The following is an 18,347-nucleotide window of genomic DNA, read 5'->3' on the forward strand; positions in this document are numbered from 1 at the left end:
GGAGACTGATTGGGAATCCTAAGGGATCACTCGCCGCTAGGAAGTGCAGCAAGCCGTCGCGCGATCTCCCTGTTCACCGCCTCGGCGCCCGCGTCCCATGGCAGTTTGGCGGGGATGTCTGTATAGGCGGCAGCAATAACGGAAGCTCTGAACTGCTTCGTTCCGCCCACATGGGCGCTGCGTCGCCCCCCTTACTCCACCCCCGCCTCCTGCGGCGTGAACTCATACACCGATGAACAGAACTCGCAGGTCACGACCACCTTGCCATCCTTGACCATGTCGGCGCGGTCGCCAGGTGCAAAACTTGCGAGCATCGAGGCGACCGCATTGCGCGAGCAGGAGCATTTCGCGCGCAGCGGCAGCGGCGGAAACACCCGCACGCCGCGCTCGTGGAATAATCGATAGAGCAGCCGTTCGCCGGAAAGATCGGGATCGATCAGCTCGACATCCTCCACGGTTGCGATCAGCGACTGGCCCTCGACCCAGGCGTCGTCCTCGGCCACCGTGTGGGCGAGGATGCCCTCCGGCGCGTCGCCCGGATGCAGATCGGCCTGGCGCGCCCGCTCCGGCGCCTTGGGGAGAAATTGCAGCAGCATTCCGCCGGCGCGCCAATAATGTCGGGGACCTTCGCCGCCGCCGCGCCATTCCTCGCCGACTGCAAGCCGCACCCGGGTCGGAATCTGTTCCGAGCGCAGAAAATATTCATGCGCGGCATCTTCCAGACTGCCACCCGAAAGCGCCACCAGTCCCTGATAGCGGCTCATGTCCGGCCCCTGATCGATGGTCATCGCCAGATGGCCCTTGCCCAACAGCGCGCCGGAATCCTGACCGTCCTTGAGCCGCTGGGCATCGAAGCGCGCATAGGCGCGCAAGCGGTCGGGCGCCTGGAAATCCACGATCAGAAAGGACACCGGGCCGTCGGTCTGGGTCTGCAGGATGAAGCGGCCATCGAATTTCAGGGACGAGCCGAGCAGCGTCGCGAGCACGATCGCCTCGCCGAGCAGCTTGCCGACCGGGGGTGGATAATCATGCTTGGTCAAGACGTCGTCGAGCGCGGGGCCGAGCCGGGTCAGCCGTCCGCGCAGGTCGAGCGAGGCGACCTCGAACGGCAGCACCGCATCGTCGAGCGGAACCGCCGACGGCGCCCGGACCGGGGTATCAGGGAATATTTTCATGTCGGGGGCTTGTGATGTCATGGCGCCTTATCTGGGGTCGGCCGGCAGGCTTCGAAAGAGCTTGGAAGGCGCAAAGGCCTCCGCGCGTCGTCCCCGCGAAGGCGCCCACGATGTTCGTTTCATTAAGGTCAGACGTCAAAACCAGTGAATCGGATCTGCTCTCCCCTCCCCCCGCGAAGCGGTGGGGAGGGGTCGGGGGTGGGGTGGGGGGTGGGGGGTCCATCCGCACGAACCGCTGCTTCGGTGAACGCCGCGCTACCCCCCACCCCCGACCCCTCCCCACCACGCGCGATGCGCGTGGGGGGAGGGGAGCTTATGCCCTCATCCTGAGTTACCCGCCGGCGGCGCCCACCCATGGACGCACGGCCTGCAAAATCCGACGCGATTAATTTGACGTCTGTCCTAAGTCGAGATGCCGCTCCGGCGTTTGCCAATCGATCCATCGGTGATTATCTCCACAGGACCGGCCGGAGGCCGGACCTGTTGGCTTGGCCGGGACGACAGTTTTGTCGTGGCAGCCGTCGATTGCCTGTTCGCCACCCCCACGAAGTTGAACCCCTCACCTCACCGCCTCAAAGCACCATGTCAGTATGCCCTTTTGCACGTGCAGGCGGTTCTCGGCCTCGTCGAACACCACCGACTGCGGGCCGTCGATCACCTCGTCGGTGACCTCGTCGCCACGATGGGCGGGCAGGCAATGCATGAACAGCGCGTCGGGTTTTGCGAGCGCCATCAGCCTTGAATTGACCTGGTAGGGTTTCAAGAGATTGTGCCGGTACTCGCCGTCCTTGTCGCCCATCGAGAACCAGGTATCGGTGACCACGCAATCGGCGCCGCGCACCGCTTGCTCCGGATCGTTGCCGAGCACGATCGGCGCTTGCGTCGCCTTGATCCAGTCCTTCATCGCCTTGTTCGGCGCAAGCTGCGGCGGGGTCGCGACCTGCAGATTGAAATGGAAACGCTCCGCCGCGTGCGCCCACGAAGCCAGCACGTTATTGTCGTCGCCGGTCCATGCCACGGTGCGGCCCTCGATCGGGCCGCGATGCTCCTCGAACGTCATCAGGTCGGCCATCACCTGGCAGGGGTGCGAACGCCGCGTCAGGCCGTTGATGACGGGCACGGTGGCGTAAGCTGCGAGCTCCAGCAGCGCGTCGTGGTTGAGAATGCGGATCATGATGGCGTCGACATACCGCGACAGCACGCGTGCAGTATCGGCGATGGTCTCGCCGCGGCCGAGCTGCATCTCCGCTCCCGTGAGCATGATCGATTCACCGCCAAGCTGGCGCATGCCGACGTCGAACGATACCCTGGTGCGGGTCGAGGGCTTTTCGAATATCATCGCCAGCGTCTTGCCTTGCAGCGGCTTTTCCGGCTTGGCACCTTGGGTTTTTTGTGCCTTGAGCTTCGCTTTCATGGCGAGGCTGGAGGCGAGCACGTTACGCAGCTCCCCGGTCGGCAGCTCGTTGAGGTCGAGAAAATGGCGTAGCGTCGTCATGGCCCGGCCGTCGGTTTCGACTGATCGCCGGACAGCGCCGCGCAGGCCCGTTCGAGGCGTGCGACGGATTCCGCGATCTCGGCCTCGGTCACGATCAGCGGCGGCAGGAACCGCACCACGTTTTCGCCGGCGCCGACGGTGAGGAGCTTCTGGTCGCGCAAGGCTGTCACCAGATCGCCTGACGGCACCACCGCCTTCAGGCCGATCAGCAGGCCCTCGCCGCGCACTTCAGCCAGCACGCCCGGGTGGCGATCGACCACCGAGGCCAGTTTCTGCTTGAGCAACAGCGACATCTTCTGCACATGCTCGAAGAAGCCAGGCTTCAGCATGACGTCCAGTACGGCATTGGCGGCGGCGACCGCGAGCGGATTGCCGCCGAAGGTCGAGCCGTGCGAGCCCGCCGTCATACCGGCCGCGGCATCGGCGGTCGAAAGGCATGCGCCGATCGGAAAGCCACCGCCGAGCGCCTTGGCCAGCGACATCACGTCCGGCGTGACGCCAAGGCGCTGATGGGCGAACAACACGCCGGTACGGCCCATGCCGGTCTGCACCTCGTCGAGCACCAGAAGCAGGCCGGCCTCGTCGCACAGCTCGCGCAATGCCTTGAAGAAGGCGTGCGGTGGCGCGCGCACACCGCCTTCGCCCTGCAGCGGTTCAATCAGGATGCCCGCGGTCTGTTGGCCGATGGCCTGCTTGACGGCATCGAGATCGCCGAGCGGCACCTGATCGAAGCCATCCATCGGCGGCCCGAAGCCGTCGAGATATTTCGGTGAGCCGGTGGCGGCAAGCGTCGCCAGGGTTCGGCCGTGAAAGGCGCCATCGAAAGTGATGATGCGATAGCGCTCTGGATGGCCTTTGGCGGCGTGATGTTTGCGCGTGATCTTGATGGCGCATTCCATCGCCTCGGCGCCGGAATTTGCGAAAAATACAAAGTCGGCGAAGCTTTGTTCGCACAATCGCCCCGCCAGCCGCTCGCCATCCGGGCTCTTGAACAGGTTGGACATGTGCCACAATTTCGTGGCCTGTTCCTGCAGCGCCGCGACCAGATGCGGATGGGCATGACCCAGCGCATTCACTGCGACGCCAGAGGTGAAATCGAGATAGCGTTCGCCGTTGGTCGCGATCAGCCAGGCGCCTTCACCGCGCTCGAAGCTGAGATCGACCCTGGCGAAAACAGGAAGCAGATGCGACGTCGCGCTCTTGGTCATGGCGATCACTGCAAGGTTAGGTCCGGCTGTGACGCCCCGCATTGGCGCGCCCGCATCGACAGCCAGCCCCTGGAAAAGCAAACGTGCCGCCTTTTCGGGGCGGCACGTGGAACCATTCTATGCGGCCGGCCAAAACTGTCAACCGGCCACAACGGACAAACCCGGTCCGTAAGCCTGGGGCGCTCGCGGAGAATTCCACTTGGGATTCTTAGGTGGTGGAAGATGTGGATGCAGTGAGGCTGACTCTTGCGCGAGAGTCACGGCATATTGTAGCCTTTGAAATGTCGGGTACGACATCTCGTGCGGCAGTTCAATCTCACCCGTCCCAAGGGGCTTCAGCTAAAACGCCCGGGCGTGCTTTCCGCGCCCGGCGAGGGCTAAGGGATTCTGCTCGCAGGGTTTTTGAAGGAATGGAGTCGCAACGCCGCTTCCGGAAAGGCCGGCGCGACACGAAGGGAAGAGTGCGATGACGGTATTGACCTGGACCGACGATCGCGTCGAACAGTTGAAGAAGCTCTGGGAGGCCGGCCATTCCGCCAGCCAGATTGCTGGGGAACTCGGAAATGTGACCCGCAATGCCGTGATCGGCAAGGTCCACCGGCTGGGCCTTTCCGGCCGCGCCAAGAGCCCCTCCTCGGCGGCGCCGCGCCCGCGCAAGGCACGCCCGGCCCAGCACATGATGCGGGTGGCACGTCCGATGTCGCGCGGCAACACCGCGCTGGCGCATGCCTTCGACGTCGAGATGGAGCCTGATCCGATCGCCCATGACAACGTGGTGCCGATGAGCCAGCGGCTGTCGCTGCTCGAACTGAACGAAGCCACCTGCCACTGGCCGATCGGCGATCCCTCCAGTTCGGAATTTTACTTCTGCGGCGGCAGGGCGCTGGCCAGCCTGCCCTATTGCGCGCACCACTCGCGGATCGCCTATCAGCCGGCCTCCGACCGCCGCCGCCAGCCGCCGAAGCCGATACGGTAAGGATCACACCGACGCCGTCGTCACCCCGCCATCGACCACGATGGTCTGGCCGGTCATGAAGCTGGAGGCATCGGAGCCGAGATAAGCTACCGCACCGGCAATCTCGTCGGGCTCGCCGATCCGCCGTAAGGGCGTGGTGGCGCAGCGCCGCTTCAGGCGCTCCTCGTCCTCCCACAAGGCGCGGGCGAAATCGGTCTTGACAAGGCCAGGCGCTACGCAATTGACGCGCACGCCCCGTGGTCCCCATTCGCCGGCGAGGCTGCGGCACAGCGCAAAATCCGCCGCCTTGGAAATCCCGTAGGCGCCGATCACGGTCGAGCCGCGCAAGCCGCCGATCGAGGAGATGATGACGACCGATCCGTTGCCGCGCGCGGCCATTTGCGGGATCGCCAGGGAACAGAGCCAGATGTTGCTCTTGACGTTGGAGCCCATGATCTTGTCGAAGGCTTCGTCCGGGATGTCGAGCAGCGGCCCGTAATAGGGGTTGACCGCGGCGTTGCAGACCAGGATGTCGATCTTACCGAAGTGCAGGGTCGCCCCCTTGATCAGCGCCTCCACGTCGTTGCGGCGCGAGATGTTGCAGGCAATGACATGGGCGTCGCCGCCCGCCTTTCTGATACCGTCGGCAACCACCTCGCAGGCGTCGGCCTTGCGGCTGGAAATCACCACCTTGGCGCCGAGCTTTGCCAACAGCTCAGCCGAGGCGCGGCCGATGCCGCGGCTGGATCCGGTGACGACGGCGACCCGGCCGGTGAGATCGAACGGGGTTCCTTGCATATTGGTTCTCCATTTGGCCTTCTGCGGTCCTTCTTGGGTGAATCACGCCGGGGTTGACCGAAGGAGGGCGACCACAGGGGTCGCCCCTACAAAGATCGATGTTGTCGTAGGGGCGCCCCTGGTGGGCGCCCTTGCGAGGAGCGCAAGCGACGACGCAATCTATCGTCGCGCAGCTCTGGATTACTTCGCTTCGCTCGCAATGACGATATTGCTGGCGAAGCTTTAATAAAGCCTAGATCAGCCCGCCGCTGTTGGTGACGCGGCGCAAATGATAATCGGTGTCTCCGAACGTGTTCTCGATCATGGTCAGGCGCTTGAAGTAGTGGCCGATCTTCGCCTCCTGCGTCATGCCGATGCCGCCATGCAGCTGGATCGCCTGCTGGCCGACGTATTTTGCCGACTTGCCGACCTGCACCTTGGCCGCCGCGATCGCGGTGGCGCGCTCTTCGGCGTCGTCGAAGTCGCAAGCCATGGTCGCAAACATCGACATACTGCGGGCCTGCTCGACGGCGACGAACATGTCGGCGGCGCGATGCTGCAGGGTCTGGAAGCTGCCGATCGGCACGCCGAATTGCGTGCGGGTCTTGAGATATTCGACGGTGGTTTTCAAGGATTCATCCATCGCGCCTACCGCTTCCGCGCACATCGCGCTGCGGGCGTCGTCGACCACGCGCTCGATCAGTGGCAGTGCGTTCTCGGGATCACCGATCGCGGCATCAGCGCCGACCTCGACGCCGGTGAAGGTGATGTCGGCGGCGTGCAGGCCGTCCTGGGTCGGATAGCCCTTCTTCGCAACACCCTTGGCACCTGCAGGCACCAGAAACACCCCGACGCCATCGGCGTCGCGTTGTCCGCCACTGGTGCGCGCGGTGACGACCAGCATGTCCGCGGTCTCGCCGTTGAGCACGACGAATTTTTCGCCGTCGATCAGGTAATGCCCGCCCTTTTTCTTGGCCGTGGTCGCGACGTCCTGCAGATCGTAGCGCGAATTCTTCTCGAGCTGGGCGAACGCAAAGGTCTTGCTGCCGTCGATGATGCCGGGAATATTTGCCGCCTTCTGCCCGGCCGAGCCGCCACGGCGCAGGAAGCCGCCGCCGATCACCACCGTCGCCAGATAAGGCTCCAGCATCAGCGCCTTGCCCAGCGCTTCCATCACGATCATGGTTTCCACCGCACCGGCGCCGAAGCCGCCATCGTCTTCGGTGAACGGCAGGCCGAGCAGGCCCTGCTCGGCGAGCTTGCCCCAGACACCCCGGCTCCAGCCGCCCTTCTCTTTCATGTACTTCTTGCGCTGCTCGAAGTCGTAGGAGCCGCGCAACAGACCGTCGATGCTTTCCTTGAGAAGACGCTGCTCCTCGGACAAATCAAAATCCATGTTGTTGTTTCTCCCAAAACCACGTGGGCAACGCTGTTGCCTGAACATCTTCTCGTCATCCCCGCGAAAGCGGGGATCCAGTAATCACCGGCGTTCTTTGTAAACAATGAACGCCGCGGGGTACTGGGTCCCCGCTTTCGCGGGGACGACAGTCTTCATTAACGCGCGGCAATCACAACCCCAGCACGGCCTTGGTGATGATGTTGCGCTGGATCTCGTTGGAGCCGCCATAGATCGAGACCTTGCGGTTGTTGAAGTAGCTCGGCGCGATCTGCGCGGTCCAGTCCATCGCCTCGTTGCTGCCGTCCTCGCCATGCTCGTCGTAGGGTGCTGCGAACGGCCCGATCACTTCCATCAGCAATTCGGTCGTGGCCTGCTGGATTTCCGAGCCCTTGATTTTCAGGACCGAAGACGCCGGATTGGGCTTGCCCTTGCCATGCTTGCCCTCGTCGGCGACGACACGAAGCTGCGTCAGTTCGAGCGCCTTCAGTTCGATCTCGACCTCGGCCAGTTTCTCGCGGAATTTCAAGTCCTCGATCACCGGCTTGCCGCCGGATTCGACGTTTGCCGCCAGTTCCTTGATGCGGCGGATCCGCTCCTTGGAAACGCCGACCCGCGCAATCCCGGTGCGCTCGTTGCCGAGCAGGAATTTGGCGTAGTCCCAGCCCTTGTTCTCCTCGCCGACGAGGTTTTCGACCGGCACCTCGACGTCATCGAGAAACACTTCGTTGACCTCAAAACCGCCGTCGATGGTCTGGATCGGACGAACCGTGATGCCCTTCGACTTCATGTCGATCAGGATGAAGGAAATACCGGTCTGCTTTTTGGCGCCGGGATCGGTGCGGCACAGGCAGAAGATCATGTCGGCGTGCTGCGCCAGCGTGGTCCAGGTCTTCTGGCCGTTGATGACGTATTTGTCGCCCTTGCGCTCGGCCTTGGTCTTCAGCGAGGCGAGGTCGGAGCCCGCGCCCGGCTCGGAAAAGCCCTGGCACCACCAGTCGTCGACATTGGCGATACGCGGCAGATAATGCTTCTTCTGCGCCTCGTTGCCGAAGGTGTAGATCACAGGGCCGACCATGCTGACGCCGAAGGCGAGCGGCGCCGGCGCCGGATGCATCTGCAGTTCCTCGTTGAAGATGTAGTGCTGCACCGATGTCCAGCCAGTGCCGCCATGTTCTTTGGGCCAGTGCGTGACACCCCAGCCCTTCTTGTTAAGGATGCGCCACCAATCGACCATCTCCTGCTTACTGAGATGACGGCCCTCCTGCATTTTCTGCCGCGTCGAGGGCGGCACATGGTCCCTGAAGAAGGCCCGCACCTCGTCGCGAAACGCTACTTCTTCCCTGCTGAAGCTGAGATCCATCGGATCCTCCTGTGAGCGAACGAAAATGATCGGCAACCAAAATAAAAGCGGTCATTCCGGGGCGGGAAGCGAAGCGGACCGAGCCCGGAATCCATAACCATGATCGGGGGTTATGGATTCCGGGCCTGCGCCTTGGTCGGCAATTGCCGACCAAGGGCACATCCCGGAATGACAATCTCTCCCACCATCTCGAACGGCGCGCATCACGAACGGCCTCCTCCTGCTACGAGTGGCTGTTGCTTTAATTGCGCGGCTTTCTCACTGCGCAACTCGTGGCGCGAGAGCTTGCCGACCGACGTCTTGGGCAATTCATCGACGAATTCCAGCGCCGCGGGAATTTCGTGCCTGCCGAGCTTGCCGGTGAGGAATGCCTTCAGTTCTTCCAGCGTGAACGGACTGGCGCCGGGGCGCAATTTGACAAAAGCCTTCGCCGCCTCGCCGCGATAGTCATCGGGAATTCCGATCACGATCACTTCCTGGGCCGCGGGATGCTCATAGATCGCCTGCTCGATCATCTGCGGATAGACGTTGAAGCCGCCGGAGATGATCATGTCCTTCTTGCGATCGACCAGATAAAAATAACCGTCACTGTCCATATAGCCGATATCGCCGGTCAGGAAGCGGTCGCCGACAAAGGCCTCCGCGGTCTCCTGCGGCCGGTTCCAGTAACCCCTGGTAACGTTCGGCCCGCGAATCCGGATTTCGCCGGCCTCGCCCGCCGGCAACACCTTCTTCGGATCATCGAGCGCGACCACGTCGAGTTCGATGCCCGGCAGCATCAGCCCGATCGAACCCGGCTTTTCCGGTCCCGCCTGGGGATGGCCGGTGCCGGGCGAACAGGTCTCGGTCATGCCCCAGCCGCTCTTGAGCTTCATGTTGGTCTTGCGCTCGAATATCCGGGCGACCTCGACCGGCAGCGGCGCGCCACCCGATCCGCAAGTGACGAGCGACGACAGATCGCGGCTCTCCAGATCGGGCAGGCTGGCAATCGCGATCCACATCGTCGGCACGCCGGGGAACGCGGTGGCCCGCTTGACCTCGATGTCGCGCATCACGGCTTCGACATCGAAACGCTGATGCAGCGATATCAGATCGCCGCGCTCGAGGCTGCGCAGCAGGATGACCGTCAGCGCGTAGATGTGAAACAGCGGCAGCACGCAGATCACGCGCTCGACGCCGTCGCGTTCGGTCTTCCGGCCCCAGACATCATAGATCGACACCGCCGCCGTCAGATTGCCGTGGCTGAGCATCGCGCCCTTGGGCAGTCCAGTGGTGCCGCCGGTATATTGCAAGAGCGCGATATCATCGACTGCGATGTCAGGCCATTGCGCAGGGCTGGTTGCCCCCTCGACAAATTGCCTGAACGTGACGATCGCGGGGTGGTCCGGGATCGGCGTATGCGGGTTGCCCACCTCGCCCCAATGATCGTCCTCGCAAACGATGAGGCGATCGAGCAGCCCCTTCTCGAGGAATTTGAGCGCCATCGGCAACAGGGCTGCGAGATCGCTGGTGATGAGAACGCGCGCGCCGCTGTCGCTCAATTTATGGGATAGCGCACGTTCGCCATCGAGCGGGCTGAGATGCACGACGCGGGCGCCGGCTTGCAGCGCGCCGAAGAAGTTGACCGGATGATCCGGGCCATTGCCGAGGAACAGCGCCACCGACGTGTTCTTGCCATATCCGGCGCGCAGCAATGCGGCGGCAGCGACGTCGACCATGGCTTGCAGCACGGCGTAACTGATCGGCCGGTCGCGGAATTCGATCGCCGGCCGCGCTGCATGGGTCGCCGCCGCCTTCGACAACAGATCGGGCAACGTGCCGCGCGCGATCGGGTCGTCCCAATGCACGCCTTGCGGATAGAACTGTTCGCCGGGATGCGTCATCGCGGCGCCTCCCGCAGTGAGGTGAACACGGCGTCTCCGTTCCCTTCCCGCTTGTGGGAAAGCGTCAGGATGGTTGGCACACCGCAACCGTCGCCGTCATTGCGGGGCGCGCGTAGCGCGAACCCGGAATCTCGGGATTCCGGGTCTGCGCCAAACGGCGCATCCCGGAATGACCCGAGGCTGTGGCTGATCCCCATCACGCCGCCTTCGCCGTCCGGGCCAGCGATGCAAAGGTCTTGCCTTCGTCGGCGAGGCGCTTGAGCAACGGCGCCGGTTCGAGCGAGGGATCGTTGGTCTGCTTGGCGTAGAACGACAACCGGTCGGCGATGTGCTTGAGGCCGACCTGATCGGCATAGAACATCGGACCGCCGCGATAGATCGGCCAGCCATAGCCATAGAGCCAGATCACGTCGATATCGCTCGCCCGCGCCGCGATCTTTTCCTCCAGGATCCGCGCGCCCTCGTTGATCATCGGATACATCATGCGCTCGAGAATTTCCTCGTCGCTGACCACGCGGCGCTTGCGCCCGAGCCGCTGCAGGGTCTCGTCGATCAATCTTTCCACTTCCGGATCCGGCAGCGGCGCGCGCGAGCCGCCCTCATATTTGTAGTAGCCCTTGCCGGTCTTCTGACCAAAACGCCCGGCTTCGCACAGCGCGTCGGCAATTTCCGACTTGATGCCGCGATCCTTGCGCGAGCGCCAGCCGATATCGAGGCCGGCGAGATCGCCCATCGCGAACGGCCCCATCGGCATGCCGAATTTTGTCACCACCGCATCGACCTGCTGCGGTAGCGCGCCCTCGAACAACAGTATTTCCGCCTGCTTGCCGCGCTGCGCCAGCATGCGATTGCCGACAAAACCGTCGCAGACCCCGACCACCGCCGGTACTTTTGCTATTCGGCGCGCCACCGCGACCGCGGTGGTCAGTGCATCCGGCGCGGTCTTTTCCGCGCGCACGATCTCGCACAGCTTCATCACGTTGGCCGGGCTGAAGAAATGCATCCCGAGCACGTCCTGCGGCCGTTTCGTCACTTTGGCGATCTCGTCGATATTGAGATAGGACGTGTTCGAAGCCAGCACCGCGCCGGGCCTGGCATATTCATCGAGTTTTTCGAACACTTCCTTCTTGATCGCCATGGTCTCGAACACCGCCTCGATGATCAGGTCGGCGTCTTTGACGTGTTCCAATCCGACCACCCCGTTGATCAGGCCCATGCGCTTGGCGGGGGCGTCGGCGGCAATGCCGCCACGCGCCGCGGTCGCCTCGTAGTTCTTCTGCATCACGCCCATGCCGCGCTTGAGCTGCTCCTCGCCGGTCTCGATCAGCGTGACCGGAATACCGGCATTGGCGAACGACATCGCGATACCGCCGCCCATGGTGCCGGCACCGATGATGGCGACGCGCTCGACATGGCGCGGTTTTGTCCCTTCGGGGACGCCGGCGATCTTGGCGGCCTCACGCTCGGCGAAGAAGGCATAACGCTGCGCCTTGGACTGATCGCTCGCCACCAGCTTCAGAAAACCCTCGCGTTCCTTCTTCAGCCCTTCTTCAAACGGCAGGTCGATCGCCGCGCCGACCGCGTCGGCGGCCGCAAATGGTGCCTCCAGCCCGCGCGCCTTCTTGGTCAGGGCTGCGACCGCATTTGTGAAGATCGAACGGTCGGCCTTGGCGGCTGCGAGTTTGGAGTCGTCGTCACGCAGCTTGCGCAAGGGCCGCTTCTCCGCCAGCACCTTGCGGGCAAAGGCCTCGCCGCCGGTCGCGGGCCCCTCGACGATCTCCTCGATCAGGCCATTCTTGAGCGCTTCGCTCGCGCTGATCGGATCGCCGCCGACGATCATCTTGACCGCAAGTTCCGGACCGACTGCGCGCGGCAGGCGCTGGGTGCCGCCGGCGCCGGGCAGCAGCCCGAGCTTGACCTCGGGCAGGCCGAGCCTGGCGTCCCCAGTGGCGACGCGGAAGTGGCAGGCGAGCGCCACTTCGAGGCCGCCCCCGAGCGCCGTGCCATGAATGGCGGCAACGACCGGCTTCGGCGAGTTCTCCATCTCGGTCAGCACCTCCTGGAGGCCCGGCGGCTTCGGCGGTTTGCCGAATTCAGTGATGTCGGCGCCGGCGATGAAGGTGCGGCCATCGCAGGTCAGAACGATCGCCTTCACCTCCGGATCGGCGATCGCGCGCTTGATGCAATCGAGAATGCCGCCGCGGACGGCGGCGCTCAGCGCGTTCACCGGGGGGCTGTCAACCGTGACGAGCGCGACCACGTCATGACGCTCGATCTTGACCACTTCGTTCACGCTGATCTCCCTTGGTTTCTTATTCTGGATGTTTCTTGAATCTGGATGTATCTTGTTCCGGCTCTATTTCGCAGTGCGGAATTTAATTCCGCATCTTGACACGGAGGGTTATTTTGAAGCACGTCGGTTGTCAACGAGGTCGGTACAGCGCCAGGCAATGAAACGTCCAGCCAAGAAGGTGGCGACCGATCGCAGCTTCGTCGTAGCACTTGCCCGCGGCCTTGAAGTGTTGCGCGCATTTCGTCCCAACGACGGGCTTCTTGGCAATCAGGAGATCGCGGCCCGTACGAATTTGCCAAAGCCAACCGTTTCGCGGCTGACCTATACCTTGACCAGGCTGGGCTACCTTACACCGGTTCCGCGGTTCGAGAAATATCAGTTGGCGCCCTCTGCGATGGCACTCGGGTATGCCGCCCTTGCCAATCTCGGCGTCCGCCACCTGTCCGAGTCTTACCGCGAGGAACTGATGCGCCAGACCGGCGGCGCGGTCGCGGTCGGCGGCCGCGACCGTCTCAGCATGATTTACTTCGGCCAGAGCCGCAACGGTCTCACGCTGGGCGTTCAGCTGGACGTCGGTTCCCGCATTCCGATCGCAACCACTGCGATGGGGCGGGCTTATATCTGGGCACTGCCCGGTGACGAGCGTGCCTCATTATTGCGCGAACTGCGGGAGCACTACGGCAGCCGCTGGCCCCGGATCCGCGACGCCATCGAGCGCGCCGGCGAAACGGTCGAGAAGTCAGGTTTCGCGATTTCGGCGGGCGAGTGGCAGGACGACGTGCATGCGGTGGGCGTGGCCCTAAAGCTTGACGACGGAACCGGTCCTTACGCATTTAGCTGTGGTGCGCCCGCGTTCCGTTTCACCGAAGACCGGCTGCGCCACGATATTGGACCTCGCCTCGTGGCGATGGTAAGGAATATCGAGGCCGCGCTCGGCGGAGCGACGCCGCGATTAATAGAAGAACAAAACAAAAAAGAAGAAAACAAAAAGTTGAAATCAGGAGGGAAAATTGCGCGTATGGTCGCGGGGATCAGGTAACCTTCATCATTGCGACCGGCGACCGGTTTCGCCTGGTCATTCCGGCCCGATGCGTCCGGGCGGAACAAAATGACGCAGGCACCATTGGCGCAGGGGCAAAACGCCCAGGGCAAGTCACCCCTGCTTGCGGTTCGCGACGTCAGCGTCGTGTTCGGCGGCATCATCGCGTTGAATGGCGTGTCCTTTGACATGCGGCAGGGCCAGATCCTCGGCCTGATCGGACCCAATGGCGCCGGCAAGACCACGCTCTTCAATTGCCTGAGCCGGCTCTACCAGCCCAGTGCCGGCGACATCCTGATGGAAGGCGAGAGTATCCTGAAGCGTCCGCCGCATCGGATCGCAGAAATCGGGATTGGCCGCACGTTCCAGAACGTGGCGCTGTTTCCAAATCTTTCGGTCATGGATAACGTCCGGGTCGGTACCCATGCCCGCACCAACAGCGACATCATCAGCGACTCCCTGAAACTCCCCTGGGTTCGCCGCGGCGAAACCGCAATGAACAAGCGGGTCCATGACATCCTGGTCTATCTCGACCTCGAAGACGTCGCTCACGTCACGGTTTCCGGTCTGCCGTTCGGCACCCAGAAACGGGTCGAGCTGGCGCGCGCGCTGGCGGCCGATCCGAAGATCCTGCTGCTGGATGAGCCCGCCGGCGGCCTCAATCATGAAGAAGTCCATGTGCTCGGCGATCTGATCCGCCGGATTCGCGACGAGCGCAACGTCACCGTGCTGTTGGTCGAGCATCACATGGGCCTGGTGATGTCGATCGCCGATCACGTGGTGGCGCTGAATTTCGGCCGCAAGCTCGCCGAGGGAACGCCAGCCGCGGTGCAGTCGGACCCGGATGTCATCAAGGCCTATCTCGGGAGCAAGGACCAATGACGGCGATGCTCAACGTCAGGGATCTCCGAGCCTATTACGGCCAGGTTCAGGCGCTGCACGGGCTCGACTTCGGCCTTAGCGAAGGCAGCCTGACCACGCTGCTCGGCGCCAACGGCGCCGGCAAGACCACCACGTTGCGCGCGATCTGCAGCATGGTGCGCTCGACCGGCGCGATCGAGTTCGACGGCGCCCCGCTGATCGGCCGCTCGACCGAAAACATCGTCCGGCTCGGCATCGCCCACGTGCCACAGGGCCGCGGCACCTTCACCACCATGACGGTCGAGGAAAACCTGCAGCTTGGCGCCATCACGCGCGGCGACAAGGCCGGCGTGGTTTCCGACATCGAGCGGATGTACGATCACTTTCCGGTGCTGAAGGCACGGCATACCCAGCAGGCGGGCACTCTTTCCGGCGGCGAGCAGCAGATGCTGGCGGTGGCCCGGGCGCTGATGCTGCGTCCGAGACTGATGCTGCTGGACGAGCCGTCGTTCGGCCTGGCGCCGCTGATCGTGCGCGACCTGTTCAAGATTCTCGGCAAGATCAATCGCGAGGACAAGGTCACCATTCTGGTGGTGGAGCAGAACGCCCAGCTGGCGCTGGAGCTCGCCGACCAGGCCCATGTGATCGAAACCGGACGCATCGTGATGTCCGGAAGCGCCGCCGAGATTGCCAATAACGAAGACATCCGTAAATCCTATCTGGGTTATTGAGGAGCGCGGCCATGGAGCTTTTCACCAATCAAATCCTGGCCGGCATCGCCACCGGCGCGATCTATGCCTGCATGGCGCTTGCCGTCGTCATGATCTACCAGGCGATCGATCATCTCAATTTCGCGCAAGGCGAAATGGCGATGTTTTCGACCTTCGTCGCCTGGCAACTGATGCAATGGGGTGTACCCTACTGGGGAGCGTTCCTGCTCACCCTGGTATTTTCGTTCGCCGGCGGCATTGCCATCGAGCGGCTGCTGTTCAAGCCGCTGGCGAAGGCGCCGATCCTGACCAACGTCGCCGGCTTCATCGCGCTGTACGCCATCATCAACAGCGTCGCCGGCCTGATCTGGGACTTCACCATCAAGCAATTCCCGACGCCGTTCGGATCCTCGCCCTTTCTCGGCAGCCAGCTGATTTCGACCCATCAGGCCGGCATGATCGGCGTTACCCTGCTGCTGTTGGTCCTGCTCTATATCTTCTTTCAATTTACCCGGGTCGGCTTGGCGATGCGCGCCGCGGCGTCGGTTCCGGAATCCGCCCGGCTGGTTGGCATCAACACCTCTTGGATGATCGCGCTCGGCTGGGGCATGGCGGCCGCGATCGGCTCGATCGCCGGCATGATGATTGCACCGGTGGTGTTTCTGGAACCGAACATGATGTTGGGCGTCCTGATCTACGGATTTGCCGCCGCCGTGCTCGGCGGCCTCACCAGTCCGTTCGGCGCCGTGATCGGCGGGTTCCTGGTCGGGATCTTCGAAAATCTCGCCGGCACCTACATCCCCGGCGTCGGCAACGAACTTAAACTGCCGATCGCGCTGGCGCTGATCATCACCGTACTGGTCGTCAAACCCGCCGGCCTGTTTGGCCGGCCGATCGTGAAGCGAGTTTGATCATGAGCGCAATTCAGGAAGTCGTCACCGAGGCACCGGCGGTCGAGGCCGTTCCGAAGCGGGCCATGACGCTCGGCAACGGAACCTCGCTGGTCATGCTGGCGCTGTTGATCGTCGCGCCGCTTTTTGTGAAGAATTTCATCATCTTCCAGCTGACCATGCTCTTGATCTATGGCCTCGCGGTTCTGGCGCTCAACATCCTGACCGGCGGCAGCGGCCAGTTCTCGCTCGGCCAGAGCGCTTTCTACGCGGTCGGCGCCTACACCTCGGCCATCCTGATGGAACATGGCGGCATCAATTACGCCCTGACATTGCCGGTCGCCGGCATCGTCTGCTTCGCCTTTGGATTTCTGTTCGGCCAGCCGGCGCTGCGTTTGAGCGGCGTCTATCTGGCGCTGGCGACCTTCGCGTTGGCGACCGCCATGCCGCAGCTGCTGAAGCTCGGCTATTTCGAACAATGGACCGGCGGCGTCCAGGGCCTGGTCGTGACAAAACCCGACGCGCCGTTCGGCCTGCCGATGTCGCAGGACATGTGGCTGTATTATTTCACGCTCGCGGTCACTATTGCGATCTATATCTTCTCGGTCAACCTGCTGAGGTCGCGCTCCGGCCGCGCCTTCATGGCGATACGCGACAACGAGATCGCGGCCTCCGCCATGGGCATCGACGTCGCGCTGTACAAGACCCTGGCGTTCGGCGTCTCGGCCGGCATCACCGGCGTCGCCGGCGGCCTCGGCGCCATCGCGGTACAGTTTGTTGCCCCCGACGGCTACACCATCACGCTGGCGATCTCGCTGTTTCTCGGCATGGTGGTCGGTGGCGTCGGCTGGTTGCCCGGCTCGATCGTGGGCTCGGCCTTCATCATCTTCGTGCCGAACATCGCAGAGGGAATTTCAAAGGGTCTCTCCGGCGCCGTGTTCGGCGTGCTGTTGTTCCTGGTCATCTTCCTGGTGCCGCACGGCGCTAGGCAGGTCGCCATGGTTGCCGAGCAACTGATCGGCAAGCTCAAGAAAAGCTAGCTCAGGAGAGACCATGCTTGCCAGACAAACACTGCGTAGCGGACAGATACTCGGTATCGCCGCGTTCTCGACGGCGCTCATCGTTTTCGCTGCCACTTCCGGCGCCGCGCACGCACAAAAGAAATACGACACCGGTGCGACCGACAGCGAAATCAAGATCGGCAACATCATGCCCTATAGCGGGCCGGCTTCCGCCTACGGCGTGATCGGCAAGACCGAGGAAGCGTATTTCAAGAAAATCAATGCCGAGGGTGGCATCAACGGCCGCAAGATCAATTTCATCAGCTATGACGATGGCTATAGCCCGCCAAAGGCCGTCGAGCAGGCGCGCAAGCTGGTCGAGAGCGACGAGGTGCTGCTGGTTTTCAATCCGCTGGGCACGCCCTCGAATTCGGCGATCCAGAAATACATGAATGGCAAGAAGGTGCCGCAGCTCTTCGTCGCCACCGGCGCCACCAAATGGAACGATCCCAAGGACTTTCCGTGGACCATGGGCTGGCAGCCCAGCTATCAGAGCGAAGCGCGGATTTATGCGAAGTATCTGATGAAGGAAAAGCCGGATGCCAGGATCGCGATCCTGTTTCAGAACGACGACTTCGGCAAGGACTACCTCAAGGGCCTCAAGGACGGACTCGGGGCCAGGAGTTCGATGATCGCGGCGGAAGAAAGCTATGAGACCTCGGAGCCTTCGATCGACAACCACATTGTCAAGCTCAAGGCCTCCGGCGCCGATGTCTTTATCAGCATCACCACCCCGAAATTCGCGGCGCAGGCGATCAAGAAGCTGGCCGAGATCGATTGGAAGCCGCTGCACATCGTCTCCAATGTCTCAGCCTCCGTCGGCGGCGTGATCAAGCCGGCGGGCTTCGAGAATTCGCAAGGCATACTGTCGGCCGCCTATGCCAAGGACGGCGCGGACTCGCAGTGGGACAATGACCCCGGCATGAAGAAATTCTATGCCTTCCTGGAGAAATACGATCCCGAAGCCAACAGGCTCGATGGCTCCGTCGTCTACGGCTACGGCGCCGCCCAGACCATGGTCAAGGTCCTCGAAATGTGCGGCGACAACCTGACCCGCGACAACGTGATGAAGCAGGCGGCCAGCCTGAAGAACTTCGCACCCGACACCTTGCTTCCCGGCATTACGATCAATACCAGCGCCGCCGATTTCGCGCCGATCGAGCAACTTCAGATGATGCGCTTCAAGGGCGAGAAATGGGAATTGTTCGGCGACATCATCAGCGGCGAACTCAATGATTAGT

General features: G+C 62.9%; 15 protein-coding genes. 7 read left to right on the plus strand and 8 right to left on the minus strand.

What is annotated here, in order from left to right; translation table 11 throughout:
- Window positions 1-191: 191 nt before the first annotated feature.
- The 3 genes from ABSG20_RS01895 to ABSG20_RS01905 form a co-directional block, all read right to left on the minus strand.
- The gene (locus ABSG20_RS01895; RefSeq protein ID WP_423862780.1) at window positions 192-1,196 is read right to left on the minus strand and encodes an Hsp33 family molecular chaperone; all 1,005 of its coding nucleotides are present in this window, start codon (window positions 1,194-1,196) and stop codon (window positions 192-194) included.
- 538 nt (window positions 1,197-1,734) lie between these two features.
- Window positions 1,735-2,670: an ornithine carbamoyltransferase gene (gene argF / locus ABSG20_RS01900; RefSeq protein WP_423862781.1), complete on the minus strand. Its 936-nt coding sequence runs from the start codon at window positions 2,668-2,670 to the stop codon at window positions 1,735-1,737.
- Window positions 2,667-3,878: an aspartate aminotransferase family protein gene (locus tag ABSG20_RS01905; RefSeq protein ID WP_423862782.1), complete on the minus strand. Its 1,212-nt coding sequence runs from the start codon at window positions 3,876-3,878 to the stop codon at window positions 2,667-2,669. The genes argF and ABSG20_RS01905 overlap by 4 nt, the downstream gene beginning before the upstream one ends.
- 466 nt (window positions 3,879-4,344) lie before the next feature.
- Here ABSG20_RS01905 and ABSG20_RS01910 point away from each other — a divergent pair, with 466 nt between their 5' ends.
- Window positions 4,345-4,854, plus strand: coding sequence for a GcrA family cell cycle regulator (locus ABSG20_RS01910; RefSeq protein WP_423862783.1), 510 nt, complete (start codon window positions 4,345-4,347; stop codon window positions 4,852-4,854).
- Window positions 4,855-4,857: 3 nt separating this feature from the next.
- Here ABSG20_RS01910 and ABSG20_RS01915 read toward each other — a convergent pair whose 3' ends face one another.
- From ABSG20_RS01915 to ABSG20_RS01935, 5 genes are all read right to left on the minus strand, one after another.
- Window positions 4,858-5,631, minus strand: a complete 774-nt coding sequence (locus ABSG20_RS01915; RefSeq protein ID WP_423862784.1) for an SDR family NAD(P)-dependent oxidoreductase — start codon at window positions 5,629-5,631, stop codon at window positions 4,858-4,860.
- A 232-nt stretch (window positions 5,632-5,863) separates the two neighbouring features.
- Entirely contained in the window at window positions 5,864-7,006 is a 1,143-nt protein-coding gene (gene pimD, locus ABSG20_RS01920) for a pimeloyl-CoA dehydrogenase small subunit (RefSeq protein WP_423862785.1), read from the minus strand.
- A gap of 172 nt (window positions 7,007-7,178) precedes the next feature.
- Entirely contained in the window at window positions 7,179-8,369 is a 1,191-nt protein-coding gene (gene pimC, locus ABSG20_RS01925; RefSeq protein ID WP_423862786.1) for a pimeloyl-CoA dehydrogenase large subunit, read from the minus strand.
- A gap of 203 nt (window positions 8,370-8,572) precedes the next feature.
- A complete protein-coding gene (gene pimA, locus ABSG20_RS01930; RefSeq protein WP_423862787.1) occupies window positions 8,573-10,252 on the minus strand; it encodes a dicarboxylate--CoA ligase PimA in 1,680 nt (559 codons plus the stop codon).
- A 196-nt stretch (window positions 10,253-10,448) separates the two neighbouring features.
- Entirely contained in the window at window positions 10,449-12,545 is a 2,097-nt protein-coding gene (locus tag ABSG20_RS01935) for a 3-hydroxyacyl-CoA dehydrogenase NAD-binding domain-containing protein (RefSeq protein ID WP_423862788.1), read from the minus strand.
- A gap of 157 nt (window positions 12,546-12,702) precedes the next feature.
- Between ABSG20_RS01935 and ABSG20_RS01940 the strand changes: the two genes are divergently transcribed.
- The 6 genes from ABSG20_RS01940 to ABSG20_RS01965 all read left to right on the plus strand — a co-directional run bounded on the left by ABSG20_RS01940 (window position 12,703) and on the right by ABSG20_RS01965 (window position 18,346).
- Window positions 12,703-13,584, plus strand: coding sequence for an IclR family transcriptional regulator (locus ABSG20_RS01940; RefSeq protein WP_423862804.1), 882 nt, complete (start codon window positions 12,703-12,705; stop codon window positions 13,582-13,584).
- Window positions 13,585-13,668: 84 nt separating this feature from the next.
- Window positions 13,669-14,466 (plus strand): ABC transporter ATP-binding protein, encoded by a 798-nt coding sequence (locus ABSG20_RS01945; protein WP_423862805.1) that lies wholly within the window; start codon window positions 13,669-13,671, stop codon window positions 14,464-14,466.
- Window positions 14,463-15,176 carry an ABC transporter ATP-binding protein gene (locus ABSG20_RS01950; protein WP_423862789.1) on the plus strand — a complete coding sequence of 238 codons (714 nt, stop codon included), beginning with the start codon at window positions 14,463-14,465 and terminating at the stop codon, window positions 15,174-15,176. Before ABSG20_RS01945 ends, ABSG20_RS01950 begins: the two co-directional genes overlap by 4 nt.
- Before the next feature lie 11 nt (window positions 15,177-15,187).
- The gene (locus ABSG20_RS01955) at window positions 15,188-16,066 is read left to right on the plus strand and encodes a branched-chain amino acid ABC transporter permease (RefSeq protein ID WP_423862790.1); all 879 of its coding nucleotides are present in this window, start codon (window positions 15,188-15,190) and stop codon (window positions 16,064-16,066) included.
- Between the two features lie 2 nt (window positions 16,067-16,068).
- Entirely contained in the window at window positions 16,069-17,085 is a 1,017-nt protein-coding gene (locus ABSG20_RS01960; RefSeq protein WP_423862791.1) for a branched-chain amino acid ABC transporter permease, read from the plus strand.
- A 13-nt stretch (window positions 17,086-17,098) separates the two neighbouring features.
- Entirely contained in the window at window positions 17,099-18,346 is a 1,248-nt protein-coding gene (locus ABSG20_RS01965) for an ABC transporter substrate-binding protein (RefSeq protein ID WP_423862792.1), read from the plus strand.
- Window position 18,347 lies beyond the last annotated feature (1 nt).

The sequence above is a fragment of the Bradyrhizobium sp. genome (genome assembly GCF_049512235.1).
Classification (GTDB): domain Bacteria; phylum Pseudomonadota; class Alphaproteobacteria; order Rhizobiales; family Xanthobacteraceae; genus Bradyrhizobium.

What these genes read in the sequence shown, in the direction of transcription:
- ABSG20_RS01895 (WP_423862780.1), bottom strand. Translation starts at nt 1,196, where the DNA reads ATGACATCACAAGCCCCCGACATGAAAATATTCCCTGATACCCCGGTC.
- argF (WP_423862781.1), bottom strand. Translation starts at nt 2,670, where the DNA reads ATGACGACGCTACGCCATTTTCTCGACCTCAACGAGCTGCCGACCGGG.
- ABSG20_RS01905 (WP_423862782.1), bottom strand. Translation starts at nt 3,878, where the DNA reads ATGACCAAGAGCGCGACGTCGCATCTGCTTCCTGTTTTCGCCAGGGTC.
- ABSG20_RS01910 (WP_423862783.1), top strand. Translation starts at nt 4,345, where the DNA reads ATGACGGTATTGACCTGGACCGACGATCGCGTCGAACAGTTGAAGAAG.
- ABSG20_RS01915 (WP_423862784.1), bottom strand. Translation starts at nt 5,631, where the DNA reads ATGCAAGGAACCCCGTTCGATCTCACCGGCCGGGTCGCCGTCGTCACC.
- pimD (WP_423862785.1), bottom strand. Translation starts at nt 7,006, where the DNA reads ATGGATTTTGATTTGTCCGAGGAGCAGCGTCTTCTCAAGGAAAGCATC.
- pimC (WP_423862786.1), bottom strand. Translation starts at nt 8,369, where the DNA reads ATGGATCTCAGCTTCAGCAGGGAAGAAGTAGCGTTTCGCGACGAGGTG.
- pimA (WP_423862787.1), bottom strand. Translation starts at nt 10,252, where the DNA reads ATGACGCATCCCGGCGAACAGTTCTATCCGCAAGGCGTGCATTGGGAC.
- ABSG20_RS01940 (WP_423862804.1), top strand. Translation starts at nt 12,703, where the DNA reads ATGAAACGTCCAGCCAAGAAGGTGGCGACCGATCGCAGCTTCGTCGTA.
- ABSG20_RS01950 (WP_423862789.1), top strand. Translation starts at nt 14,463, where the DNA reads ATGACGGCGATGCTCAACGTCAGGGATCTCCGAGCCTATTACGGCCAG.
- ABSG20_RS01955 (WP_423862790.1), top strand. Translation starts at nt 15,188, where the DNA reads ATGGAGCTTTTCACCAATCAAATCCTGGCCGGCATCGCCACCGGCGCG.
- ABSG20_RS01960 (WP_423862791.1), top strand. Translation starts at nt 16,069, where the DNA reads ATGAGCGCAATTCAGGAAGTCGTCACCGAGGCACCGGCGGTCGAGGCC.
- ABSG20_RS01965 (WP_423862792.1), top strand. Translation starts at nt 17,099, where the DNA reads ATGCTTGCCAGACAAACACTGCGTAGCGGACAGATACTCGGTATCGCC.